The 25,409-nt window shown below is 58.6% G+C and carries 21 protein-coding genes and 1 CRISPR repeat array; of the genes, 10 read left to right on the top strand and 11 right to left on the bottom strand.

Annotated elements, in window-relative coordinates; genetic code table 11:
• The first annotated feature begins 90 nt into the window (after positions 1–90).
• Complete coding sequence (locus tag P2T37_RS15135; RefSeq protein ID WP_276236221.1) at positions 91–939, top strand: hypothetical protein; 849 nt, start codon at positions 91–93, stop codon at positions 937–939.
• Positions 940–1,383: 444 nt separating this feature from the next.
• On the top strand, positions 1,384–2,544 hold the full coding sequence (locus tag P2T37_RS15130; protein ID WP_276236219.1) for a Fic family protein: 1,161 nt from the start codon (positions 1,384–1,386) through the stop codon (positions 2,542–2,544).
• Positions 2,545–2,793: 249 nt separating this feature from the next.
• Here P2T37_RS15130 and P2T37_RS15125 read toward each other — a convergent pair whose 3' ends face one another.
• Together P2T37_RS15125 and P2T37_RS15120 are read right to left on the bottom strand one after the other, a co-directional pair.
• The gene (locus tag P2T37_RS15125) at positions 2,794–5,505 is read right to left on the bottom strand and encodes a DUF1156 domain-containing protein (RefSeq protein ID WP_276236323.1); all 2,712 of its coding nucleotides are present in this window, start codon (positions 5,503–5,505) and stop codon (positions 2,794–2,796) included.
• A 114-nt stretch (positions 5,506–5,619) separates the two neighbouring features.
• Positions 5,620–5,949: a hypothetical protein gene (locus P2T37_RS15120; protein WP_276236322.1), complete on the bottom strand. Its 330-nt coding sequence runs from the start codon at positions 5,947–5,949 to the stop codon at positions 5,620–5,622.
• Between the two features lie 190 nt (positions 5,950–6,139).
• On the opposite strand from P2T37_RS15120, the gene P2T37_RS15115 reads away from it, so the two are divergent.
• Entirely contained in the window at positions 6,140–6,355 is a 216-nt protein-coding gene (locus tag P2T37_RS15115) for a helix-turn-helix domain-containing protein (RefSeq protein ID WP_276236321.1), read from the top strand.
• An 11-nt stretch (positions 6,356–6,366) separates the two neighbouring features.
• Positions 6,367–7,181: direct repeats of the CRISPR family, unit length 30 nt; unit sequence GCTTCAACCCCTCTACGGTGCGTCTGTAAC.
• A gap of 213 nt (positions 7,182–7,394) precedes the next feature.
• Here P2T37_RS15115 and P2T37_RS15110 read toward each other — a convergent pair.
• The 3 genes from P2T37_RS15110 to P2T37_RS15100 form a co-directional block, all read right to left on the bottom strand.
• Positions 7,395–8,792 (bottom strand): hypothetical protein, encoded by a 1,398-nt coding sequence (locus P2T37_RS15110; protein ID WP_276236320.1) that lies wholly within the window; start codon positions 8,790–8,792, stop codon positions 7,395–7,397.
• Positions 8,792–11,413 carry an AAA family ATPase gene (locus P2T37_RS15105; RefSeq protein ID WP_276236319.1) on the bottom strand — a complete coding sequence of 874 codons (2,622 nt, stop codon included), beginning with the start codon at positions 11,411–11,413 and terminating at the stop codon, positions 8,792–8,794. The genes P2T37_RS15110 and P2T37_RS15105 overlap by 1 nt, the downstream gene beginning before the upstream one ends.
• Positions 11,414–11,703: 290 nt before the next feature.
• Positions 11,704–11,994 (bottom strand): hypothetical protein, encoded by a 291-nt coding sequence (locus P2T37_RS15100; RefSeq protein WP_276236318.1) that lies wholly within the window; start codon positions 11,992–11,994, stop codon positions 11,704–11,706.
• Between the two features lie 98 nt (positions 11,995–12,092).
• On the opposite strand from P2T37_RS15100, the gene P2T37_RS15095 reads away from it, so the two are divergent.
• From P2T37_RS15095 to P2T37_RS15075, 5 genes are all read left to right on the top strand, one after another.
• The gene (locus tag P2T37_RS15095) at positions 12,093–12,287 is read left to right on the top strand and encodes a hypothetical protein (protein ID WP_276236317.1); all 195 of its coding nucleotides are present in this window, start codon (positions 12,093–12,095) and stop codon (positions 12,285–12,287) included.
• A gap of 204 nt (positions 12,288–12,491) precedes the next feature.
• The gene (locus P2T37_RS15090) at positions 12,492–12,938 is read left to right on the top strand and encodes a hypothetical protein (RefSeq protein WP_276236316.1); all 447 of its coding nucleotides are present in this window, start codon (positions 12,492–12,494) and stop codon (positions 12,936–12,938) included.
• A 137-nt stretch (positions 12,939–13,075) separates the two neighbouring features.
• Positions 13,076–13,924 carry a hypothetical protein gene (locus tag P2T37_RS15085; RefSeq protein WP_276236315.1) on the top strand — a complete coding sequence of 283 codons (849 nt, stop codon included), beginning with the start codon at positions 13,076–13,078 and terminating at the stop codon, positions 13,922–13,924.
• 146 nt (positions 13,925–14,070) lie between these two features.
• Positions 14,071–15,273 (top strand): hypothetical protein, encoded by a 1,203-nt coding sequence (locus P2T37_RS15080; RefSeq protein ID WP_276236314.1) that lies wholly within the window; start codon positions 14,071–14,073, stop codon positions 15,271–15,273.
• A 750-nt stretch (positions 15,274–16,023) separates the two neighbouring features.
• A complete protein-coding gene (locus tag P2T37_RS15075; RefSeq protein WP_276236313.1) occupies positions 16,024–16,239 on the top strand; it encodes a hypothetical protein in 216 nt (71 codons plus the stop codon).
• Between the two features lie 268 nt (positions 16,240–16,507).
• Here the strand turns inward: P2T37_RS15075 and P2T37_RS15070 are convergent, their stop codons facing one another.
• Entirely contained in the window at positions 16,508–17,317 is an 810-nt protein-coding gene (locus tag P2T37_RS15070) for a hypothetical protein (protein WP_276236312.1), read from the bottom strand.
• A 119-nt stretch (positions 17,318–17,436) separates the two neighbouring features.
• Here P2T37_RS15070 and P2T37_RS15065 point away from each other — a divergent pair, with 119 nt between their 5' ends.
• Positions 17,437–18,357, top strand: a complete 921-nt coding sequence (locus P2T37_RS15065; RefSeq protein WP_276236311.1) for a DUF6338 family protein — start codon at positions 17,437–17,439, stop codon at positions 18,355–18,357.
• Positions 18,358–18,389: 32 nt separating this feature from the next.
• On the opposite strand, the gene P2T37_RS15060 is transcribed toward P2T37_RS15065, so the two are convergent.
• Positions 18,390–18,842, bottom strand: coding sequence for a helix-turn-helix transcriptional regulator (locus P2T37_RS15060; RefSeq protein WP_276236310.1), 453 nt, complete (start codon positions 18,840–18,842; stop codon positions 18,390–18,392).
• A 921-nt stretch (positions 18,843–19,763) separates the two neighbouring features.
• Here P2T37_RS15060 and P2T37_RS15055 point away from each other — a divergent pair.
• Complete coding sequence (locus tag P2T37_RS15055; RefSeq protein WP_276236309.1) at positions 19,764–21,434, top strand: hypothetical protein; 1,671 nt, start codon at positions 19,764–19,766, stop codon at positions 21,432–21,434.
• 193 nt (positions 21,435–21,627) lie between these two features.
• On the opposite strand, the gene P2T37_RS15050 is transcribed toward P2T37_RS15055, so the two are convergent.
• Genes P2T37_RS15050 through P2T37_RS15035 form a run of 4 tightly spaced genes read right to left on the bottom strand, consistent with a single transcriptional unit; the run spans position 21,628 to position 25,369 of the window.
• Positions 21,628–24,534, bottom strand: coding sequence for a hypothetical protein (locus P2T37_RS15050; RefSeq protein WP_276236307.1), 2,907 nt, complete (start codon positions 24,532–24,534; stop codon positions 21,628–21,630).
• A gap of 3 nt (positions 24,535–24,537) precedes the next feature.
• Positions 24,538–24,819: a hypothetical protein gene (locus tag P2T37_RS15045; RefSeq protein WP_276236306.1), complete on the bottom strand. Its 282-nt coding sequence runs from the start codon at positions 24,817–24,819 to the stop codon at positions 24,538–24,540.
• Positions 24,816–25,022, bottom strand: a complete 207-nt coding sequence (locus tag P2T37_RS15040) for a hypothetical protein (RefSeq protein WP_276236305.1) — start codon at positions 25,020–25,022, stop codon at positions 24,816–24,818. Before P2T37_RS15040 ends, P2T37_RS15045 begins: the two co-directional genes overlap by 4 nt.
• A complete protein-coding gene (locus P2T37_RS15035; RefSeq protein WP_276236304.1) occupies positions 25,019–25,369 on the bottom strand; it encodes a PadR family transcriptional regulator in 351 nt (116 codons plus the stop codon). The genes P2T37_RS15040 and P2T37_RS15035 overlap by 4 nt, the downstream gene beginning before the upstream one ends.
• Positions 25,370–25,409 lie beyond the last annotated feature (40 nt).

Here is a 25,409-nt window from a genome sequence, read left to right as displayed (position 1 = left end):
TATCATCGATGAGATGAGCATGAGTAGTCCAACCTGTCCGCACTGGCCCATTCACTCTGGGATTGGGCGGTGGATGCTTGAGATAGCGCAATGAGCCTGACGAGCTTTCTCAGCGATGACGGTGAGCTTCGGATCCTCCTGGACCAGACGTTTCCGAAGCCCGAGTTTGCCATGGAGGTACCGCGGCGAGCCGAGCCTCAAACTCGGAACTACGCGCTCATTGGAACAGCATTCGACTACGTCCTCCGGTTTTGGCTTGAGCGACAGTATCCCGATGCAGAGACCAAGCCATGGGTTGCACACCAGGGGTTACAGCTCGCGCAAGCGCTGCCCATGGACCCAGCAACACCCGAGGGACAATCGCTTGAGTCGTTTCTTGACGCGATCGAGGAACGGCATGCTGCCTATCTGGAGTCGGGAGAGATGACTGATGAGCTCCTCGGCGGGACCCTCGACCTGGCCAGGTTTGATTGGGTGTATCGATCTGGCCGGCCACCGGAGTCGCTTGGTGAACATGCGGAAGGAGATCTCGCTGACCTTCGGCAACTGCTCGCGATTATTCCGGAAGCTGAGTTTCGAGGCGCCGATAGTGTCCTGTTGAATCCGACGTTCGGGGATGCCTCGCGATTGGTCAATGGCGCCGATGCCGATCTCGTCTTTGACGGCCTCTTACTGGATATTAAGACAGTCAAGGATCTCTCACTGAAGGTAGGCTACTGGCGACAGCTTGTCGGATACGCCGTGTTGACAGATTTAGCAGCCGACGACACGACTGTGCCGTCTCAATTCGACGAGATCGGGGTGTACTTTGCGCGCCATGGGGCCCTGTGGCGGACTGCCACTGATGCGATCTACGGCCACCCGAAGTACGACCAATTTGCTGACTGGTTCCGTGAGCGCGCCACTGAGCACTTTGGTGGCGACTTCCCGGGGGCCTAGGGCACCGGAGTCAGTGGCCGCGATGATCGCATTTACCTGGCGGTTGGTGATCCCTCCGTGGGTCGATCACGGGCTACAGCATAGTCCCGGCGGTTGGTAGAACTAATTAGATTACCATCAGGTTGAACTGGTTGGCCGTATCAAACTCTTCTCTTCGCCTATGTCGTCATAGCGTCACGCAGCGCGGGCAACAGAAGGCGGTCGGCAGCATAGATGCTGTTCAAATCTGGGTATTGATATCGAATAATTCCCGCCAAGCTGATGTATCAATACCCACCTCTGGACGCGGTTGGGTGGCGCTGGCTCCCCACCGCCCACCTTCGATCTTACTTAGCGACGCTGATCGAAAAGGGGAACTATATGAAGTCAACGGTATTGGATCCTTCTAACCCTCAATCACAGCCAGATATTTATCTTAGAGCATTCTGCACCCAGGTAAGACACATGGCAGAAACACCCCTCTCCGAGGAGGCCCCTGGGGAATACATTCCGTACGGGCGTCGGCCGTACTACTCACCTGACCCACTTCCACCGGATGCTTCGTTTGAATTGGATAGTGAGTTTCATCAGTTGCTCAGAGATACTGTCTTACAGCTAGGTCAATTGAAAGGAATCGGCCAGGAGACCCGCACGAATCCACTTCTGTATACGGTGATGGTCCGCCGAGAGGCCGTCGAGTCTGTCGTGCTTGAGGGCGCTGACACCGATCTTGAACAAGTATTCCGGACACAGGAAATCGACCACGGTCAAACGGTGAAAAAAGACGTTCAAGAAGCGCTCAACTATGAGCGGACGATTGAACAGGGCGCTGAGGCAATCGCTGACGGAAGGGCGATTTCGATCGAACTCCTCCAAGAGCTGCATGCGTCACTGATGGAGGGTGCACGTGGGCATTGCGAGCACCCTGGTGCGTTCCGAAACGGGCCGATGAACCTCCCGCCAGCTGGGAGCTTCCAAGAGCCGTTTGTGCCTCCAGCCTCTGATAAGGTGCCTGGGTTGATGGAGAATCTCATCGACTTCATCACGACCGACCAGTCGATCGATGATCTGCTTGCGATCGCGATTGCCCACTATCAGTTTGAGACAATCCACCCATTTGAGGACGGTAATGGACGGCTCGGTCGGATTCTAATCACGCTCCAGATGATCGACAAAGGATATCTGTCGCGACCATACCTCTACCCGAGCGCGTACTTCAACCGACACAAAGTCCAGTATGCGGAGCGAATGCGCGCTGTCAGCGAATACGGGGAGTGGTTGCCGTGGCTCCGCTTTTTCATCGAGGGGATCCGCTCACAGGCAGCCGAAGCCGAGGAGCGAACGCGGGAACTGCAACGCCTGCAGCGAGAGTACGAACGACAGTATGGTCGGGAACAGACAGCTGCCGACCGACTTGCAATGCGATTGTTCGAACAGCCCTACGTGATGACGACTGATGTCGAGGAGCTCCTCGGGGTGTCACAACCGACGGCCCGGCGTGCAATCGCAGAGCTGGAGGCTGAAGGGATTCTCGAGGAAACAACGGGGAAGGATCGCTACCAGGAATTCAAAGCCGTAGATATCTTTGACGTCCTCGACAGGCCACTTACGAGCACTGAATCGTAGGCGCCGTCGTCCGGTCCTTGGTGATCCTTGTAGTCGTCGCCGCTGATTGGTTGCCCGTCTATCTTAGCGAGGGTCGGAACCTCGTTCACTACTTAGTGTCTTTGGAATCATACCTGGCTAAGCAATACATCCTCGGTACAATGTTTCTTAGCCGAAGCTAGCCTTCTCTAGTAAACACACGGATTGGGTGAGAACCTTCGGTCCCATCGCAGTATCTGTATTTGATAAATGCCAGTAGGAAAGCAGGAATTAGTATTGGCTCAACGAAGAGTCGCCCCCCAGTAGTCGGCGATAGGTCTCGTCTCCAGTGATCTCGGCCAGTGACTCACACATATCGCGCAGGCCGTCACGGACCCCCCACTTGTTCACATAGTTCTCAGTCGTTTCTCCCCGCTCGAACCGATACCGAAGGAAGTGTGCTTTGTCCAGAGCAGTCAAATGACTCGCGTCGTCCCCGTTCACGCGGGACTGTATATATGCGATTCTGTCGTCGTCAGTCCAGTCAAGTAGCTCGAAATCACTTCCATTCATCCGATAGAGCTTCATGTCACGCATTCGATCAGGATCCGCATCGGTCCCCTTCACGAGCATATTCAAGTCGCTGTAGGATGGCGACGCAGTATCGGCCAAATCGAGATAGACATCTAGCTCCCCAATGTCGGACGCATCACGGAGGATGCCGTAGATTCCATCTACGACGTCTTTTGCGTCCATGATCTCGTCGCCGCGCCGAACCTCCCCGTGATACTTCGAATATTCGTGAAACGCACGGCCCATCTCAATGACGCTGATATTCGCCTCTGAGAGATCTCGTGTTTCGGTGAGGCGAGCGTGGATCTGTTTCGTGGTACGCATGATCTTACGGCGGAGGTTCCGCCACGAGATCTGCTCTTTGTCGCCGGCTGGCCGAGCGACAATGACGATGTCGAAATCGACTGTCTCCCCGCCAATGAACTTTGCAATATCTACGGAAATCGGGTATGTAGCCGTGACTTCGAAGCCAGCTTCACAGAGTGACTGGAGGAGCTCACCCCACGACTCCGGCCCGCTGTGGTGATATGTGAACGTGAGGATGCCGTCCTCCTTGATCGCCTCGCGAAGCACGCTGAAGGCTTCGTGAAGATCTGATTCAAAGTCCTCCTCGTCTTTGCCTAAGAACGGGTTTGTTACGATACTCTCCTGCTTTGGCGTCTGATCGTCCTCGAACCACTCGTATTCGTCCTCAAGCAGGATCTTCTGCCAGACATAGAAATAATCGGAGAGATCTGCATACATGACATTGTCATAGTATGGCGGGTCCGTGATAATCGCGTCATACTCGTCAGTGGCGCTGATCGATCTGACATCCCCCTGTGAGACCGTCGTGTTCTGCCCCACCGGGTAGTTAAACGGCTCTGTTTCAATTGTGTCCGGTTCTTGACGGCTGGCACTTCTTGGCACCATTGGGTATCCGTCTTTATCCGGATACTCGATGTACCGGTCCGTGGGCTCTCGACCCCACTTGACACCACGGATCACCTTCCGCCACGTGGATTCAAACGTTCCGGTGCCGTAATCAGCGCCCCAGACATTACTCTCTGTCGGCCGCATTGGGGGATCAAACGAATTCGTCTTGAACAGGTGGTTCACCTGGTTTGCCGACTGACTGTACGCACACATCATCGAATTGCGGCACAGGAAGTCGGTAAACGTGAGGAGGAGATACTCTCGAGCGTTTTCATTTTCGATAGCATCAATCTCAGATAAGATTGTGGCCAGACAGAGCTTCTGGCGCTCATTGAACATATCTGCCCATGTCTCGTAGCCATGTTGGAAGACGTCATTCCCGTTGATGCTGGACGAAACAGTAATCGCTCCTTTGGGGATCTCCTCGGTGGGCACGTACTGGTGAAGTTCGTCGCGCTGTTGCCACTCAGCCTTTGAAGCCTCGAACTGGTCAATATCGAAGTCAGTGGCTGCGCGATACCCCTTTGCTGCACTTCTCCCGTAGGATTTGTCCTCCTCGCAGTCAGGACAATGGTACTCAGTTGCGTAGTACTTCAGCTTATAGCCATCTTGCTCTTGAATCGCCTCCGTAACACTGTACTTGTGGCCGCAGTCGTGGCACGTGTACTTGCTGCCGGAGACGGTCCCCTCCTGCGGGATGAACTCGTACCCACAATTCCCGCACGTAGACTCACTCCGCCAATCGTCACAGAGTACGACTGATTCGCAATCAGGACAGTACACGTGGTACTTGTCATCGTGATCAAACCGGCCCTTCCCGACTCGATAATCGCCGAATAGAGGGACGACTTCACCACACGACGTACAGTCAAGCTGCTTGACCCACAAGCTGTTCATCAGATCAGCATCGTGGGTGTCTGGTTCGTTCGGACAGCGTGTCTTGTAGTGACTTTTCAGCTCCTCCTTGACGCTCTCCTCGATCGTTTCGTAAGCATCCTGGAGCGCCTCGGGGTCAGTGTGTCCAGTGTCTACCTCCTTCTTCGAAATGAACCATGCGACAGGATTGATATCTTGCCCGTGTACTTCGGCGCCAAATCGCGACGCCTCGATCAAGGACGTTCCGCCGCCCATGAACGGATCGAGAACCTTCTTGTCGCCTAGTCGAACATCCTTCGGATACAGCGACCAGAGGCTATCCGATTGCTCTAGCGATATCTCATCGATTAGATTCGCGATGTCGGGGGCGCCACTTGTAAAGTCCCCAAGCTGGCTGTCTGCTCCCGGTTCAAACACGTCGACATCGGCCGGATCATCAAGTAACGAGTACAGAGAGATCGCCCGAAAGACACTACCGAGACGTCGAGCCCACCACTTGTGCATGGTGTAAATCGGCCGGTACCATTGGCGGGCCCCACCGTAGCTCTCCTTTTCTGCAATGTCATTCAATTGTTCGATAGGAAACCCGCGCTCGATCGGGAATTCGGTACGCTCCCGTTGATCTGGCTCCTGGGACATCCTAATTGAGGATACCCAAGCTGGCTGGTGGTATAAATGTGTGACACGTCGGCTTGTTCGTAGCTTCTACGAACGGGCGTATCTCTGGTACCTGCCCTCAATTAGACTCTGCAGTTACCAATGAATCCAGACGCGGAGGGCGACGGCCCCCACCGCCGCGCCACCATAGAGGAGCCAGTCCCCCGGCCCGATGAATGGCGTATCGTTGAGCGCGGGTAGTATCACGCCCATGCCAATCACGAACCCACTGAGATAGGCAAACGGCCAGTAGCGTGACGCGTCGATGGTGAGCACGACCCCAATGATGGAGACAACCGCAGTCACCGAGAACACCCACTGCGGAACGATGCCTGAACCGACCAAGACGCTTCCAATGGCACTGACGACGACGCCATTGACTGCCATCGCGATCGCTCGGGCGAACCCATCTTCGCCTGTTGGCATGATCTGATATTTTCATGCGTCTGTTTCAATCCGTCCTCAACTCGTGGCGCTAGTATGGAACCACACCTAGGCGAGGAGCCGATAGACGAGATGGCCCACGCAGATGGCACCTCACTGCCGGCAGTCTTCGGCGACACCGCCCGGACAAGATTGATCGCCGCGCTCTGCAGCGAGCATGGTCGAGATCTGAATGTCAGCGACATGCAGGATCGCTGGCGTCGCGCGAACCACCGTGTATGATCACATTGACGCGCTCCAGGAGCTGAATATCGTCGTCAAGACGCGCGAAGTCGGTGGTGGACCGATGTACGAGATCAACATGGACAGCGAGCTCGTCGAACATATCATGCGCGTCGAAGGGCTTGCTGGCCGTGAATTCGCCGAGCGAGAGTCAATTCAAACATAAGCTGGTTTGCAGGCTCAACCCCTCTGCGGTGCGTCTGTAACGGTCGTCGGCGTCCGACCCGCCGACGTCGTCTTCCGTGCTTCAACCCCTCTGCGGTGCGTCTGTAACTTCCCGTGGTTGCAGACAGTCGTGGCATTATGCACCGCTTCAACCCCTCTACGGTGCGTCTGTAACACCTCCGAGGACGGAAGCCGGACAAGCCGGAAGCGCTTCAACCCCTCTACGGTGCGTCTGTAACCGGTAGCTCTCAAGCTCGCTCTGCTGAGAGGATTTGCTTCAACCCCTCTACGGTGCGTCTGTAACTCGCATATTCGAGGTGCATACTTCACACGCCTCTTAGCTTCAACCCCTCTACGGTGCGTCTGTAACGCGAGAACCGCGCCAGCGACCCCGAGCGGGAAGATGCTTCAACCCCTCTACGGTGCGTCTGTAACGGCGTCGTGCCACGCATCCCGTTCCGCGTCGAGGCGGCTTCAACCCCTCTACGGTGCGTCTGTAACACTTGACCTGTCTGAGTGACGCCAGGGCCTCGGGCGCTTCAACCCCTCTACGGTGCGTCTGTAACCAAGGGCGTGTTCGCAACGCAGAATCCCAAGTCGCTTCAACCCCTCTACGGTGCGTCTGTAACCGTCTGACCCCGTGAGCATCCAATTCCAAGGCGTCGCTTCAACCCCTCTACGGTGCGTCTGTAACGACGTGAGAGACTGAGACATCCGATCAGTCCCTCATGCTTCAACCCCTCTACGGTGCGTCTGTAACTTGGTTCCGCGTGGACGACTACGACGATGCACGGGTCGCTTCAACCCCTCTACGGTGCGTCTGTAACCATGCCCGATTCCGGGCACACAAGCCTTCTTCTCACTATTCTCACGTCAGTGTTTCCCTCGACCCCCAATTCTGGGTTTACCCCCGGGGGGTTGAGATCTCGCTGTTCGGTTTTGACACCTCTCACAGCCAGGACACCCTCGTCGGCCCTCACCACGGCTGCTCTTGGCCCTACCGAGCACCTGCGCCGGGTGCCGCCACCTCGCGCGGCCACCTACTCCGGCATGCCCAGTGTCAGCCGTACACGCTCAAGCCACCGTTCCATCGCTGCCTCGCCACCTGCCTGCGCCGCCGATGCTTCGAAGAGCTCGAGCGCAGGCGTCGTCACCGACCCGACTGTCTCTGCTCGATCGTTGAACGCGACGGCGCCTTGCGGACTCTCCGCCGCTCCGTACCACTCACGCTTGTCGGGGTGGACTAAGACGCCGTCGTGGCGCATATACGCGATATACTCAAGCGCTTCACGGATGCCCTGTTTGACCGTCTGGTCCCCGTGCGCCGAATCCTGATATTTACCCTCGATCGGGAAGGCCAACTGCGGCACCACTGCCTCCTCGTGCTCAACGACGAGGAGGACATCCGGCCGATTCGTGGCTGTTTTCCCGCCCGCCCCTGGGAGCATTTTCACTGTCTCGACGTAACGGCGCTGCACCTCCTCGCGCCGGGTCGGGTCACTGCCGCCATGCCCGAGAAACGAAAAGCCGTCTGCGGTCGCCGCCTGTTCGTAGTAGACCCGAATTGTCGTGTTCGGGCCGAGCGAAAACGTCGCGACGGCCCCTCGGTCCGCGGCGATCGGCGAGACGCTGGCCGCCTGATCCAATTGCCGCTCAAGCCCCCGAATCACGGCAAAGAGGATGTATAGCTCGAACAGCGTACTGTACATCCGACTCGGCCCCCCATTGTCATCGAGCGGGACGATGAGTGTCTTCTTGAGGAGCTCCTCGATGAGCTCCGGGTCGCTTTGCCCACCTACCGTCCCGTTGTATCGAATGACCACCTCTGCGGCATCCCGATACAACGGCTCACGGGCTTGCAGTGCGGTGGTGAGCATTCGACTCGACGGCTCGTTCGTCTCCGGCTCCCGAATCCGATCGAGGTTGCGATTCCGTTCGAGTGTGGCGCGCGTGCGCTCGAGGATATCGTCTGTCCAGCCACTGTCCCAGTCGTACTGTTGGAGCTCTTCCTCCCAGAGTCGCAGGCCTCGTTCGAGAATGTTTGCAGCCCGCTTCAGGACGATATTCTCAGCGAGATCGTAGTTCTCGTACCGGGATTGGGTCACGAACAGCGTCGTATCGTCGGGGTTCCGCTCATTACGTGCCTGGATCGTCTCGCCCCAATCGATGCGTTCGGATACCTCTGAGCGGACGAGGGTGCGCTCGGTCTTGGTGCCCGTGTTGAGGCTTCGAAGGCGCCCCGGTAGTTTCTCCGCGAATGCTACCGTCTCAGCGTCCAACAACAGATGGAGATAGAGGAGATCACCGAACCCAGCGATACGCTCACCGAAGGCGGCGTCGGCGAGCGCGTCACCGACGACATCAGGGTTGACGGTGCCTGACTGGACATACAGCTCGAGATCCCCCGCGACATGACGAATGAGCTCGTCGGAGTCCATTAGCTCCGGAACTGTTCGGCGGCTCCCCGCCGGACTGTCTGCTCGTCGATCCGGCCGGCCGTCGCGAGCGCATCGATAACGTCGCCGCGCTGCCGGTCGAGCATCCCCTCGAGCTGCGGGAACACGTAGCCGACGACGGCGTCAGCGACTGCCTTGTGGATGGCGTCGTCGTCCTCGAGTGGTAGCGCCTGGACGTAGCCGAGCATATCCTTCACGATGGCCGGGCCAAGACTTCGAGCATCCTCGTTGCCGTTCATGATGCGCCAGGCATCGATCACACCAAGCGCTGCCTCATCAGTGGCGCCGAGCTCGATGTCGCTCCAGCCGTCGAGATACCCCTCGAGGAAGTCACTCGGCGACGGATCGGTGTCGTCGGGATCCGGGATGGGTGGCGCATCCACGCGGATGAATGTGAACCGGCGCATGAACGCGTAGCTCATGTCGTACAGCGACGTCTTGTCGTAGCTGTTCATCGTCGCGAGCAAGCGCCACGACTCCGGAACAACGTATTCGGAGATCGGCAGCTCCTGGCTCTCTTGGCCTGGCTTCGGTGCATCTTCTTCGGTGGCCGGCCGGATGGAGATCTCCTCCTCGTTATAGGTTTCGTACGGCAGCGTCACACGCTGGCCCGAGAGTACGGTGAACAGTTGGCCAAACGCCTTGTCGATGTCGGCGCGATTGATCTCGTCGATGACCGTGAGATCGTTTTGCTGGTGGCCGTTCCGTTTCCACCGACGGAGGAGCTGCCCCGGGCGGAATTCGAGCTCCTGGTCGCCGTCGCGTGCGGGCATGTAGCCACCGACTGTCTCGAAGGTACTCCAATCAGCCGTCGCCGTTGTGAGGTGACTTCCCGTGTATGGTGAGTCATCAGCGTCGAGCAACTGATCGGCAGCCTGCTCGGCGAGCTCCGTCTTCCCTGTGCCGGGCGGCCCGGTGAAGATGATGTGATTGTCGGAATTGAGCGCGGCCTGGATCTTCTGGAGGAGCGATTCGGTCGTTTCGCCCATCGTTGCCGGGAAGTGCAGCCCGGTGATCTCCTCGGGATCGAGCGTAGTATTGAGTGGGGCGGCTGGGTTCAGATCCGTCTCTTCACCACTGCCCTGGCCATAGGTGTTGAGCCGATCGAATTCGGGTTTCACTTGGCGGAGTTTGGCCTTGACTGAGCTTATCCGGGGTACTCCAGAGGGCCGTTCCTCAGAGTCCATATCCCGGAACGACCGCCAATCGGAGTCACGAACATTCTCACCGATGTGGAGCCCATAGCGGACGCGGTTGGGCTTGATTCCAAGGAATAGTTGATAGTGATCCTTGTGCTTTGTCCCCTCCCCGTCAGGATACAGTGCGAGCCAGCCAAACTGGTTGAGGTACGATTGGGCCCCTTGGAAGGTCACGATATGGCTGCCAAGCGACTCATCCTCGACTGCGACTCGAAGCACATTCGAGAGGCGCGTGAAGTGGTGGCGAATGCGTGGGCCAAGCAAGCCATAGTAGGCACCACCCAGAACGGTGTACGCTCGCCACGAGCGCATCACGTTATTCTCGTGGGCGTCGCTCACCTCCGTTACAATCTTCTCGTACTTGTTTGGATGGAGGCGGCCATTGAGATGGGCAGTTAGCAGCTGAACACGGATCTCGTTGATCGGTTGGTCGGCGGTGTCGCGTTCGCGCCAGTGGTCGATGTACTCGTCAGGGAGCTCACTGAGCGCACCGCTGAATACTGAGACGTCATCTCGCCTCTCGGCCTCCGGTTCGACATCAAGCTCGGCAAGGTGCGCGGACGTATCCCAGAGATAATTGAGGAGATAATCATGGGTGAGATCCGGGAACGAATCGTAGCCGATCTCTCGCCCAAGCGCAGCGATTGTGTCGGCATCGACTGTGGCCCCGCAGCGTTCTTCGAGCGCGACTGAGATGTCCGATGTCCACGTGTCAAAGATGGACGTGAGCTCTTCTTCGGGAAGTTCTAACTCCCGGAAATGGTCGGAGGGGTCGGTCTCACGGTGTGGCCCCCAGTCGCAAAAGTACTCTACGAGGGCCTCTGCAGCCAGCTCTGTCTCCTCGGCTGTTGGCGTGGCTGCGAGATCGCCGAACAGCCAAAGGGCACTATGGATTGCGGCGAGGTTGAAATGATGGTCCTTAGACTCGACAATGGGCTGGACATCGGATGGCTCGGGGCGATCAATCCTGGCGCGAGCATTACTCCGGACAGCCTCGATGAGGTTCGGGAGTGTGTCTTCGTCACCAAATTCGGTGAGGGCGCCTTGCATACCGCCCCCATCGTAATCGAAGACTTTGCGGACCGTCTCAAACGTGACTGCACGCTCTTCTGGGAGGACGTAGTGCCAGAGGATCTCAAGTTGGTTTTCACTGGCCGCGTCTTCGTAGTACATCTCCTCTGGGTCCTCGACGATCGTCGGCTCATCGGAGAGGACGGTCCCGTAGGCGACGATGCCGACACCCTTCTGATGCGAAAATATGTGATCTCCCGCGGTCGGCCGTTGTGCTTTGTTGAGGTACGACTCGCTGTGGGTGACGCCGGCTCGGTCATGAAGTGGTGCTCGTCCGCCGTCATCGAGCGGATCTTCCTCCGTGTCGTTGGTGTTCAACCGCCAGACGGCCATTTGTTATTGCTGCCTCTCCGGGCTGTCAGATATGTGTTTCCACGAGCAGTGCCTGCTGTGGGGCAAGCGATCTGTAAAACCCTTCGGCCTTCGGATATATTAGATACATGTCTTGATAGGGCACTTTCAAATTGTCCCAAATTACGAAAGGGCGACCTAATGGAGCTTCGAGAAATGGGACAAATAACTAGAAAACTGTCATTTCCGTGTAGTATTATGAATGCGACAACAACGGCCCTTCACTGACAAAACGAAACAGCAAGACAGTGGCCTATGTGGCCACTGGGTGTTCAGAAGTCGAGCGGCTCCTGGCCGATCTTGCCCTTGTCGCCGTACGCGGACCAGTGCGCCCCCTGCGGATCATCGTCGAACACGGTGATGTGCTCCTCGAAGTCGTCCGTGTTGGCGGTGAACTGGATCGTGTTGTTCGGATTGTTCTTGACGAGCGACCCGTCCGAGAGCAGCCGGTCGGAGTCGCGAACCTGTCCCTGCGTGAACTGCGGGTCGGGCTGCGGATTGTTGTAGTCCATGGTGGTGTGTTTGTCCCGGTCGCCCAGGACAATCCATACTACTGTTGCCATATACTAAAATCCTTGCATTGCGAATATACCACAATTTGCAAAAACTATAATAGGTTCCAGTGTATAGGTGGAAGTGGCCCCTGAGGCCACTGATCACAATGACCCGACGCAACCGCACGATCTCGGAGACGACGTACGTGACGGAGAACGGCCAGCAAATCGACTACCGCATCGACGTAGGCGAGCCGGAGCCGTTCAACGACCCGAACCACTACAACGTGGTCGGCTCCACGGACATCCGCGAGGGCGGCGGCTCGCGGACCGTGATGGACAACGCGCACGTGGACTGGTAGAGCGGCGACCAACCGGCTCCCATGCGGCTTTTTTGCGATGCTCAACGGTGAGCCACAGCGTTCGGAGATGTATCGCCTTCCGGGTGACCCGCCGGGAATAATCGACGGCTAACGCACCCATCATCGCCTGAAATGACGCGGCTAAGCCCCATCTGAGCGCCATACTCCACAAGCTATTTCAATGATACGCACATTTTGTATTGCATGTCAGACGAAGATGCTCAAATTAGCGTACAGAAGTACAAACCCCTGGGCGAAGTATTCTCGGCGCTTGGAAGCGTGAAACGGTTGCAATCGTATGTCCTCCTCGCGAACGGTGATGCGCCGATTGATGTCGCGGACGCGTTAGATATCTCACGCTCAGGACTCCAGAATTACATTAACGACTTTAAAGAACGGGAGCTCCTCGAGAAAGACGGGAAGTCACTTATTCCGACCGAGACAGGCGAATGGCTACTCGAGGAAGTCGAATCGATGGAAGACGAGTACGAGGAGTACCGCCAATCGGCTCTTCGTGATCGGATCGAAGAGCTCAGCGCCTTTGCGAGTAGTGACAGCGATGAATTCATCAAGCAGCTGATCCGCGACCACCCCGATGAAGTCCGGGATGTGTACGGCGAAGAATTCGGCCTCGACGACGACTCCGCGTAGCTGTCGTGCGAACCGCTCCTGGCTATTGATATCTGGGGAGTGGCGACACTGACACCCTCCCCTTGGCGTGATCTGAAAATGCAGCTGGTACTCGGGGTAATTTTTTGTCAGTGTCTGACACAGTAGCATACGAGTCCATGTCTGACACGAATAGCTCGGGGGAGCAGGACCCATACATGGGTATCTCGGCGACTGAATTCGAAGAGGTGTTCGGCATCTCACAGGAGGAGTGGGATCCGGCCATCCCTCAAATTGCGGAGGACATCGAATCGATTGTCGAGCTGAAGCCGTTCCTGGATGCGGTGCTTCCGGATCTGTATACGAGTCACCTCAATGGTGATGACATACGGGACCCGTTCTACAGCTTAGTCCAAGAACAGGTAGAATTCGGGCGCGTTACTGCCTACATCTATCGACGGACGACTGACGCAGTCGCAGGGGCGCGCATCCTCGCGACGATCGCTCGCAACACGGGGGAGATCGATGATGCCACCCACCGTGATTTTGTGGATTTGTGGGAGGAACACAACTGGATTGCTGAGGCCGTTCCAGTTGCCATACAGCAAGAGGACGGCTATCAGTACTGGACGGGACACGGCGTCGATGTCCAGTATCGCGAAAACGACTCAACGATGTACGTCGACTGGGTCGCCAAGCAGGGCGTGGACGATCTCTGGGACATCCAGGCACCCATGCCGTCGGTCCTTTCGATGTTCGCGAGTGTCACACGGTTCCAGGAGGAGCGGCTTGAGGCTTTCTTGGATAACCGCGGTGGGTCGCTCGGTCTCGAGGGGGAGGACATCGAGGAGATCGACCAGGCGCTCGAGATGCTGATCGAGAATGCGGAGTCCCTCCGCGAGTCGATTCCCCGTCTCCACGAATACTCGATTGATACGATGGAGGATTATGCTGACTTCGACGAGGCACTTGACCCGGCGCGTGAGGAGGGGGACCACGACAGCGATCTCCCGGATTACAAATACTGATCATGTGGCGAACACGACTCGAAGACGGGCCTGCATCGTACGGGTACGAGGCGCCCGTCCATCTGTATCAAGCCGACGACGATGACAATGAGCGCGTCATCCACAGCGCAGTATACAATCAAACCTCTGATGAGGTGTACTTGCAGGTGCACGACGGGCTCTTCGAGGAGATCAACAGCGAAGGGCAGCTCGTCGTCGATGCCCCACTGGAGAACCCCTACTTCGAGCGGCCGTTCAATCATGAATTCGGCCACGTTCGACTCTCGAAGAGCACCGAGATCTGGGACCGGATGTTCGCGCTCAATGCTCGGAGCGTCGAGATGTTCTTCGGGAGTCTTGATGACTTACTAGCGGCGGAGAGTGACGCCTCGGCAGACGCAGTCGAGGAGCTGCTTCGCGGGCACAGTGGCATCCAGGTGTTTCAGGATAGTTGGCGCCCGGTCCAGGAGGCCTACAGTGAGATCTACGCCGCGTACCACTCACAGATGCCAACCAAGCTCATGCTCGAGAATTCCATTGGGGCTCTCGAGACAAAGCTCGCAGCGTCGGAGTACGATCCGGCGGAGATCGACTTATCCAAACCGCCGACCTCACTGTTAACTGATGACCCGGCAGCTGTCGACTGCTTCCATCACCAACACGAGCGCGTCACGATCTCGGCGGCCTTGCGTATCTACGAGGAAGCCACGTTCACAGGCGATCATCAGTTTATGGAGTACATGAGCTGTATCGCCCAGCTCGCCTCCCGTGACGGCACAACGGGCAGCTGGCGGACTGGAGTGGGTCGCCAATTCCTGGAAGTGATGCTCGCTGCAAAGCGCATCGCACAATTCACCGACTTCGACACGCCACATCGCCAGCATACGCCACGAACAGCTGCTGAGCACCTCACGAGAGCGCTTGGGTTTGATTACAACGAAGACCACACACGGGGCGACAATATCAAAGACGCGCTCGAGAACGTCTTCGCAGATGAAGCATCGTTCTCACCCCAGGAGGTAGATCGGATCGGCGATGTCTGGACCCGGATGACGTCCCAGCCGGAGCCGGTCTCGATCGTGATCGAAAATAGTGCGACCGGCGATGTGGTCGTCAGCCATCGCGACCAGGGCGAGGTTGTCGAAACGTTCACCGAATCCGCTGCAATCATGCGGACGGTCTTCCAGGCAGTCCTCGGTGAATTCTCGGCCGAGGAGGCCTTCCCGGATGCGTCCACGTCGGATTTCCTGACTGAGGTTGGCGAGGAGCGGTATCATGGGACGGCGGAGCTGTTCCGCAAGCTGGAGGATGCCGGTGAAATCAAGGCCATTCGAGAGTCGCTGAAAACAGAAGCTGCCGAAGCATTCTAACCGGCTGCGGGCCCCTCGCTGGCCGCGCCCGCAGCCGTCGTTACTGAATCCCGCGGGGAGTATCCGAGATGGGATCGAGCCGGAGTGGTACCTCCGGGAGCCCACAATGCTGACACTCGCGAGTGTTGTTCGCCGTACGAACCGGACCGCCACATGCCTTACACGCCATTTTGATGCACCTCAATATCTACTATGGATAGCATATATTATAAAATTTGCTATCTCTGTTATGTTGTGGCTCGGGTGGATTTGATATGGGGCTGTGATGGGCGTGATACCTGAGAAAACCGTGAGCGAGGGGATTCACGCTGTTCACCGCGCTCTACCCATCCCACCTGGGGCTGGGTGGCACAAATATAATATAGTATGCTAACATTAGCAATGTCTGTAATATGGTGGCAAAAGTGCATGGGCGTGTCACGGACTACGAGCCGGACAAGCCCAACCAGACAAGCCAGAGAGACAGTTGCGCTGTTCCGCGTGCGGCTCGCGAGACGACGCCGGCCGACGAATGTCCGTACTGTGGCTGCTTCGTTGGAATGGAAGCACACTACGATGGTGCGGTGCGTGACCAGGAGCACATTCCCAGTGATGGCTCGCTCATTGAGGGCCGGTACAGCGAGCGAACGTGTCGCACGCGCGGTTCGCTTGGGCAAGCCCTGGGGTGTGGCCGCACGTTCTACGTGTATTCCGCTATTCTTCACTAGGGACAAGCTTTACAAATATAGTACGAATATAGTAAATTGTATCATGCAAGAACAAATCACGGTGACGCGCACTGAAGAGCGAGTACCGCAGACAGAGTCGCGGTTCGGCCCGTGGCCGATGCTCCTCCCGAATAGTGGGTTTGGCCGTACCCGGCGGCCGAGCCAGGAGCGCGACGGTGTCCGGTTCCCGACGCCGGTGAAGGAGCATCCCGGCCGCACGCCGGTCTACGTCGAAGAGGAGGCGCATCTGTATGACTGACCAGTCGCTTACGATTCGGCCAGTCGGCCATTCTCGACGGGCGGACGAGTGTCCGTACTGTGGCCAGTACAACACACCGCCCCCGGGGATGCGAGGCGGCGCTGTTCATTCCCGGCTCGTCGACGCGGCGAGCCGTACGCAGTATGCGGCGGTTCGGTGTCAGTACCCTGGCTCGACGGCCGTTGAGGGCTGTGGCCGGACGTACTACGTCTTCGAGACGGTGTCGTGACCGGCGGCGGCCACGGTACGTTCTTTTTGCAGTAGTGAACTATGATTCGACCCCCGTCACGTACTCCGTCGTCGCGGAGGGAGGGCCGAGATCCAGATCGAACTGCTCGTGAAGGTTAAGGACTGCCGTCTTAATCACATAACGCTGGGCGTCCACGTATTGCCGAAGGTCCCAGTCTAGATCACTGTACAAAACCGTCCCGATGGTCTCGAAACCGTGAGCGGGACAAACGTATGCGAAATGTCGGAAGTACTCCTCGCCTTGCATATTTCGCACTATGATTTCCAGCATGGCTTTGTCGAAACCGTCGTGTTCGGTGATCTCGAACGAGATCGAGAGATCCCATCCTTCGTCAACGTACTCTGCATATAGGTCTTCGAGCTCGGCTTGTACGAACGATTCGATATCGGCCCACCGTGACTCAGGCAGCTCCCAGATGGGTGTCGGGCCGGTGTCCGGCTCCTCAAGCTCGAAATCGAACGTTGCGGCCAGTTGCTGGCTCGTCTGGGTGCTCGGGGCGAGCTCTTCAAGCGCGTCTTTCAGCGCGCCCACGACGTCCTCGTCGACATCTGTGGCCTCGTCAAGGTCGTCCCAGGCCTCGGGCGGCTCCCCACTGGATGGCTCGTCGCCTGTGTAGAGGATGCCGGCGTCGAACAAACCCCAGTACAGCTCTGAGGGGAGGCGTGGGCCGCGATTCTGATTGCGGATGCCTGCCTCGTAGGGGAGCCGGTTGAATAGTCGGTCGCCAAAGGGTGTGACCGAGATCGTGGCGTTCCCTTCGTCCGAGCCACTGAGGATGTAGTATCCCGATTTGTCGCTGCTTGCTGCGTATTTGTAGAGGCGGGCCATGACGGGTTGAAAATGCTCTCCAGGGCCATCGGCTTAATTCACATGCCTGTCAGGGATCATCTAAGTCGATACTGGCTACGAAGATATAAGGGACGGAGCCGCCACAACAGAAACGCGAAATGGCACTAGGGAATCTTGTCGGGCTCAATATCCTCTCGGTTATCCTGCTTATCGTACCTGGTGTTATCGGCATCAAGCTCTATTTGTATCTCCGCAAGACCGTCGACCAGTACTCACGACTTGACTCGATTGTCGGCAGTATCGTGCTTAGTTTGGTCTCGCTGATTCTTCATTACGTCCTCATCAGTGTGGCGTCTCGAGCCTGGCTGACGGCGGACGGATTAACAGGCTTGGGGATCGGAACGATCATTCACGGATATCTCTCTATCGTTGCATTGTGCCTGTTACTGGCGGGTCTCCTTGCGACTATTCAGCATTATCTCACCCCGAAACTCGGATCCGGCCGGGCACTGGAAGTCCGAGAGACAGTCGCAGCGACATGGCCGTACACGGCGGTGCATGATCAACTTAGCAGGTTTGGTCGCCCCGATGCAACACCTCGCGTTGAGGTGTGGGACCACATGTTTCAACAAGAATTATTAGACGATCCCCTGGCAAAAGTCGTGACAACTGAAGGGGCGATTGTCGAGGGAGAAGTAATGATAAGGGGGAATACAGTCCAGAGTCGCGATCTCCTCATCGACTTTGAGGGGCATATACCCAGCCACAATGAGAATGGGGCATTATCTAATAACGAGACCCAGTATGTGTATCTTCATGAGCAGGATATCTCGTTTATTTCATTCGGCGAAATACCGGATGTAGATGATGAGGAGCGGGATCAGGGACGCCGCTCAGAGCGCGATCATCCAACAGGCGGTGATGTGGATGAGGCGATGCTTGATGTCGTCGTTGAGTATGTAGAGAATATTAACACCAATGATCCTGAAGAAATCAAGAAACGACTCCACAAGACATCGCCAGAGCTTACCGAGGATCAAATAGACGATCGGCTGGAAGCTCTCGGATACAAAGGCTAGCTCACTGCCAGGTGTGCAGCTACCGAGTGATTTTATGCGAGGTTCAGCTCGCTGTTGACAGTCATGTCCGGATGTCCATCATAGACCCGCTTGAGGAGCTTCAAGAGCGCCATCGAATTGTACTCCTCCTTGAGCTCCTTCAGCTCTTCCTCCGGCAGCTCTTCATCATTGAGCTCCTCGATAGTGTTTAGATACATTTCTCCTTTGTCCGTCAGCTCGTACACCTGCTTCGTGTTGCCACTTGGTGTCGTTTCCTCGTCCTCCTCAACGTAGCCCCCTGCGACGAGGCTGTCGATATCGTCATACAGATCTCTCGAGAACGGGCCGTACGAATCGGGCTCGAACCTGTACTCCCCCACATCAAGCTCAGACAGCTCTTCTTGAGCGAGAAAGACGAGCTTCTGCATCCGGGTGATCCCCTCGACTGCTTCGTTGTCACTGGCGCGCAGCAACACCAGTGGCAGTAGCCGACGGGTATCTTCCATATCGCAAACACCGTTCCGTGGGGACTCGAAGCTTTCGGCCTGATTTCAAGTGGAGAATCACTCGAGATCTGCAGCAAGGGCGACTTGCTCGCGAAGTCGAAAGAGTGTCGACGCGAGCTCGTTTGCACGCTCGGCGCGTGCCTCGATCTCTGACTGTGAGATTACGTATATATGTATGACTAGATAGAGTGTGCAGGCCTCAATGTCCCTGTGGTAGTGTAGACGCTCTCAGCGAGGTAAGACCATGCAAAACGGGCTATACTCCCGCATATCTCCAAGCAGACGATCCACACATTGATCGAAACTACGCCCGACAAAATCGGAGTACTCGCGGTGGACTCCCTATGACGTGATTAGATGTTCAAAACCGCAGTACGAGAGTACAGTAGTACTCATAGGTACCGCAATGATGGACGCAGTGTCCCAATCTAACGCGATTGTATCTGGAGTGGCTGCATCTCTTAGTGAGGCTGATACGAACAACCGTGTTGCCCGCATCGCGGAAGTGGCTCGTTGTCTGGTGGATTCATTGGTAGAATCGATTTGCCCGCTCATACTGTACCCCCGGTGCCTCGGATCACAGATACGCCCTATACAGCTGTCGTATCTGTGCTAAACGCTTCCCGACGACCAGCTTGGCCTCTCTGGTTACCCCGATGCAGTATTGCGAATGTTTCAGTTAATCTGGACGCTGGCAGGGAGTCGTCTGTAGTGCTCGATACATCGGTTCGCCGGGGGCCAGAATACTGAAAAGCTGGCTCACATATTTATCGCGCGACTGTCGAATAAACTAACACATTGCCCCTGTACCAGGGAACAATGGATAGCAATCCACCCGTGCGTGATCGGATCTACGGGTGGCTCGATGGCCACAGAAGCGCACTTCGCTGGGGATTATATGGCGTTGCGACGGTGGTTGCAGTGGCTCTCGGCATCACGATCCCGTTCACACAACCACCACAAACACTCACCCGAGTGGTGTTGACCCTGGCGACGATTAGCGGGACGATCCTTGCAATCGTCTTTTCGGTGACCTTCGTCGGCTTTCAGCTGGTTGCAGACACGCACGCTGGGCGTGCCGCGCCGGCGCTTGTTCGCGATGGACGCTTCCAACAGACGTTCGCGCTCTTCGGTGTCGTCGTTGTCGGGTCGATTGTCGGGCTCTACGCCGGCCCATACCTGGCGCCTGGGATTGGGGCCGACTGGCAGGCCGTCGCGAGCGGGCTGATCCTTGGTGTGATCGTACTCGGGATCGCGGCCAGCTACGAGCTTGTCGAGTATGTGACCACGATGGTTGAGCGGCTGAATCCGGAGTCTGTCATCGAGCTCCTTTTAGAGACAGATCTCGCGCCGGAATCGTTGTTTGGTGCGTATCCAAGCGTGAAGGCGATACGGGACGACCCGACCCATCCGTTTGAGTCGCTCATCACCATGGTTCGTGGTGGGTTGGATGATGGCCAGACATCGACTGTCGAGCTTGGACTTGGCGGGATAGAGCGAGCGATCAACGCCATGATCGCGGCACTACCAGAGTCCTCGATCGACGATTCATCCGGGTATGTCGATGCCCTCATTGAGCCACTGGTGAAGAACACCTACGAAGATATGCTCATCGAGGCGTCGCGCTTCGGTCATCGGCGCGTCGTATACCGGATAGCTGAGAGTGTCGAAACGATTACAATAGCCGGGCTCTCGGAGAATTACCACAATGTGTTGCAGCTTGGATTAGATGGCCTGGGTTCGGCAATCGTGGTTGCCCACGATGAAGACATCGACCTCTGGTGGCCATATCGGACAGTGACGGATCGGATGGGAGACATTCTGAATACGGCTGTCGACACTACCGATCCGATCGCGTTCGTCAGTGTTTGGTATCATCTGATCCATCCGTATGTGATACTGCTTAGGCGGAACGAAACAGATCACAACCTCCATGATCAGATCTTTGACTTCTGTGGAAGGGTTGTCCCACAATTTTTTGAAAAGTTTGTCAAGGAATACAACGGGAAGCTAGTGGCATCCCCCGAAGTTTGGCTTGGAGGCAGTACAGAGTCAAACGCGGTGCGGGCGATCAGAAACCAGATACGATATCTTGGGACCCTGTACAACGATATCCTCAGATACTATGGCCGGACTGGTGAGCTCCCGTTTGGCGGCGGCAATCCACTGAGTGTCTGGACATCGATGTTTAACAAGTCGCTCGAGGCGGAGCTGGATGGGCTTGCGGTCACGGTTGGGCTCGCATTGCTCTCCTTTGGCTATCAGATCGAGCGTATCGGCGCTAGGCGGCCCAATGGGTTCGCAGATACGTTCGCTCGCTGTCAGCTGAACTATGAGCTTGGGGTTGATGTCGTAGATAACGTATTCACGTATGCGGCAGAGGGTACTTTTCCCAGGAAAGCGCGTCCCGATGCGATGTCGCATCTTCATACGAAGCCAGATCCACAGGGCATAGTCAGCCGCTTGATCGGCAATGAAGACAACGACGGGAGTACGTTCGAAGAGTGGCTCTCGGAGTTTCAGAAGGAAGTGGCCGAGCGCCGGAAAGAGCTCCAGGAAGGATATGAATGGGACGTGACGCCGGAGCGGTAGCGGGCAAGAGTGTGTTCTTCACGAGCTCTGTGGGACTGTTCCAGCGAGGGATGCCTCGTTCGTAGCCACTACGAACGTATTCGTGGGTTCGTCGTTGGCCACATCACCGAGAGAGATCCCGCATCGGCGGCGGCTTTGATGGCGGCACGGTTGGCCCATTGAGCTCGCACTACGGTTCCCCGTTGACAGCGAGTCACCCACTCAACGCAGTGTTGTCGACCTCCATGGCCATCCGCTCATCCAGTGGCATCCCTACCGGGCGGGCTAACCGAACCACACGCGTCGCTGGCGAGAGAGCTGCAGCTAACGGGGGTGCCCCACCAGGTGGCATGCCACTCCAGGACGGAGCCTCGTGGCGCCGCCGCTCTGTCCTCTGTGCCGATCGCCTGTGCGGCGCAGCTGTGGCCGCCGGATCTCTGTTGGGCTTCCTCGACTGATCAGGCTCTGTCGTGGCCTCCTCCGGAGTCGACAGCGTCGCCTCATACTGCACATACCCCTCGCCTTCCACTGCAGTTACAAGCCCGCGCTCGCGCAGCCCCCGCAGCCGCCGGTCCCACGTGTTCGGATGAATGCCCAAGCGTTCAAGCGCCTGCTTGCGCCCACACGGCCCGTCGCTTGCGAGCATGCACTGGAGAATCCGCCCGCTCGTGTCGGGCGCATCCGGAACCACACACGCCGCGGGCAGCCGTGCGAGCGTCGCGTCAATATCGCCGGCGCGAAGCGGCCGTGGCTGTGCGGGCGCACGCAGCCGGAGGAGCGCATCCGCGACATGCTGGGGTGGACAGCCCGCGCGGTCGTCGCACCCAAGCACGCGCGTTAGGCGCCGCCTGAGCTGGGCAATAGGTGCAGGAGCTTGACTGGGGGTCTCGGGCACGCGAAACCCCTTGGCCTCGGCCAGCGTTTCGATGATCGCATCGAGCGCGTCGGGATGGCTCGCGTCGGCGATCGCGATGTCGAGCGCCGGCGGGGCACCCTCGCCGTCGGCTCGCGTCCGAAGCCGGCGTTGTTCGGCGCCGATCGCCCGCCGGATCCCATCTTGGAACGTGTCGATGCCGGGCCCTGAAAGCACCCATTTCGTCGTTGGATTGGCCATCGGGCTGTCAGGGTCGAGGCCAGGCGGTAGACGCGCCGAGAGCTTGTCGGTGTCCCAGCCGACAGCGTCGGGATCTGCTACTTGTCGAAACCACGAATGCCAGCCCGTTTCGGACTCGTAGACGGCATGCTTCGGGATCGTATACCGACAGAAGTCGAGGAAGGCACGCCGGTAGTGGCGGTCCTCCTGGAGCGTCGCGGTTTGGGGGACGCGCACGTTGATGACGGGCGTATACCCAGCCGCATACAGCAAACTCGTCATGCTCGCCGTGAGCCCATGCAGCGCCGCAAAGACGCGGCCGCGGGCGTCGGGGTCGCCACGGTGACCGGGCGGGCCCGTGAGCTGGCCCACTCGCTCAAGCAGGTGGGCGCGAACGCCGAGCCAACGATCAGCGAGCGCGTCGCGATCGCGTTCGGTCGGGCTCACCCACCCGGCCTGGAGCCCGTCGACGAGCATGTCCGTCGTGGTGGGCTCGGTGTCAAGCGACAGCTCCGCGAGCTCACGCTCGAAGTCCGCGAACAGCGCTTCGAAGGCCTCGCCCACCTGCTCGTCGTCGAGACACCGGGCGAACACTCGGGGTGAACATACACTCGCCGCGATGCGTCCCAGGGTGGCGAGGGGATCAAGCGCGTACTGGACCATCACGAGGAGCTCATCGTCGTGGGCCTGCGAAATGTAGCCAACGCGAGCATCGCCGCCGTCCTCTTCGTGCCAATTCAGCGTGGGCCCGGGTGCAAGCGCGACATCAGCGCCCGTCGCGAGCGGGGCGGTCGTCCGTCGGTGGACTACATGGCCGTCCACGGCCGTCGACGGGCCCGTCAGCCACTGGGTCCACCGGTCCGTCTCGTCTGGATCGCCCATGCTCGCAAGGTGTGCCTCCACGGAGGGGCCGTCGATCGGGGCGTCCTCGCTCAACTGGGCGTCCTCGACCCTTTGGCCCCCCACCGAGCGGTCGTCCACTGTACTGGGTGAATCGATGTGGGTATCGATACACTGGCCATCGAGCTGGGATTGCCAGGGGTCACGCACCGTCTGGCCATCGGCTGCGATATACTGGCTGGCGGCCACACCAGCCGCGGTGAGCCGAACGACAGAGGAGTCATTGCGACCGGTGTGGCGCTCATACTCGACGAGCCCCGCCTCGGCGAGCCGTCGGGCATACACGTACAGCGTGGCCTGTGCCGGCGCGACAGCCGGATCCGCGGCGAGCGCTGCAAGCGTCCGTTCATGCCCGTCGGCTGCAACAAGCGCGGCGATCATCGCCACCGGGCCCGTCCCATCGCGCACCTGCGTCACCCACTGGTGGGCCGTCGCGATGGCCTCCCTGTCTGGAGCTGGCTCGTGGCCCCCACCCCGGGACCCAGCGTCGAGCGCTGTTAGGTCGGCGTGCTCGGCAAGCTGCTTGCCATGCCGCCGCCGAAGCGTCGCTGCGAGCGCGCCCGAATCGACGACGAGCTCGATGTGCACGGCGTCGGCGAGGATCGTCAGTGCCCGCAGCGACCGGGCAGCCGTCTGGCGGCGAGTATCGAGCCATTCGTCCGTCAGCCCAATGCGGAGTGTGGGCGTATACTCGGCTACCTCATGGACAGCCACGGGGCCACGACGAAGGGCGGCCGCCCAGCCGTCGCCCCAACTGATCCCACCGGGGGCAGCCAGTTGGGTGAGCTGGCGGCGAAGCTGCCGTTCCTGGTGGCCATGCTGGCCGGTGGCCGTGGCTGTCGGCCCGAACCGGGTCGCATACGCAGTGATGCGATCGGCGTACAGTCCGCCGTGGGCGTCGATACCGCGCTCGCGGAGGTGGCTCGTGAAGCCGGCTGGAATCCGGCCGCTTCGGGTTGCGCCGAGATCGTACTCGGCAAGCGCCGCGTGGACGATCCCGGCCGTCTCATCGAGGAGGCGCTCAAGCAAATCGGGGAGCCACTCGGAGACACGCGGGCCAATGGTGGCGCTGTAGCTGGCGGGCCGCCGCTCGGCGGGGCGCACACAGACAAGCCCGGGGTCGACCACGACTCAGTCGGCCTGCGTGTCGGCCCCGATCGCATCCGGATCGAGCTGGTCGAGCCGCTTGGCTAATCCCGAGAGCGTGCTTGCCCGGCGCTTTGGCGGCCGCTCGGCGGGCTCCTCGAAGGTCCCCCCGCAGGCGTAACAGCGATAGCGGCGCTCGGGATCCACGGCATGGGGAGCGCCCCACGTGGCCGTCCGTGCGTGAATGTCCGTGCCATCGCAGTGGGGACAACACGTGACCGGTGTTGGGTCGCTCTCACCCGGTGTGGTGGTGGTGCGGTCGGTCACTGGCGAGCCTCGTGCAGGTGATCCGGGACCGGATAGGGATCGGCCGTTTCGGCGTGGACGCGCTCGAGCTTGCCGTCGATCGCAGTGCGGATCGCTGCCGACACGTTCGGCGAGCGACCGTCCGCGACGAGATCCTCGAGCCCGGCGAGCTGTTCGACAGAAAGCCACACTGTGTGGCGGTGTTCCAGGGGCGCGTCGCTCATTGGGGGGCCTCCTCGGGAGTGGGGTCGTGCTCGTCTGGGCGCGGCGTACAGTACCGCGCGAGGAACGCGGATTCACGAGCGAGCGCTTCGCGCCCGCTCGCGGTCAGTCGGTACTCGTTCGTCCGACTGTTGTCGGTCGTTTTGGTGAGCGCGCCGCTCTCGGCTAAGTGGTCGAGGTTGTGGTAAACGCGTGCGTGGCTAAACTCGCCGTGGTCGGCTTCGAGCGCCTGCTTGACTGTCTGGCCCGCGGCGGGCCCATCAGCGAGATGGGCGAGGATATGCAGCTGGAACCGGGTCAGGGTGGTGTCGGCGGGACGACTCATGCGGGTGGGGATAGGGGGGTGCATGCTTCTGGGGGAAAGCGGGTGGCTGTGAAGAGTGTCGGGC

It is taken from the genome of Halosegnis marinus, assembly GCF_029338355.1.
Taxonomy (GTDB): domain Archaea; phylum Halobacteriota; class Halobacteria; order Halobacteriales; family Haloarculaceae; genus Halosegnis; species Halosegnis marinus.
Note: the sequence above shows the minus strand (reverse complement) of the source record. Positions and strands in the feature narration are given on the sequence as shown.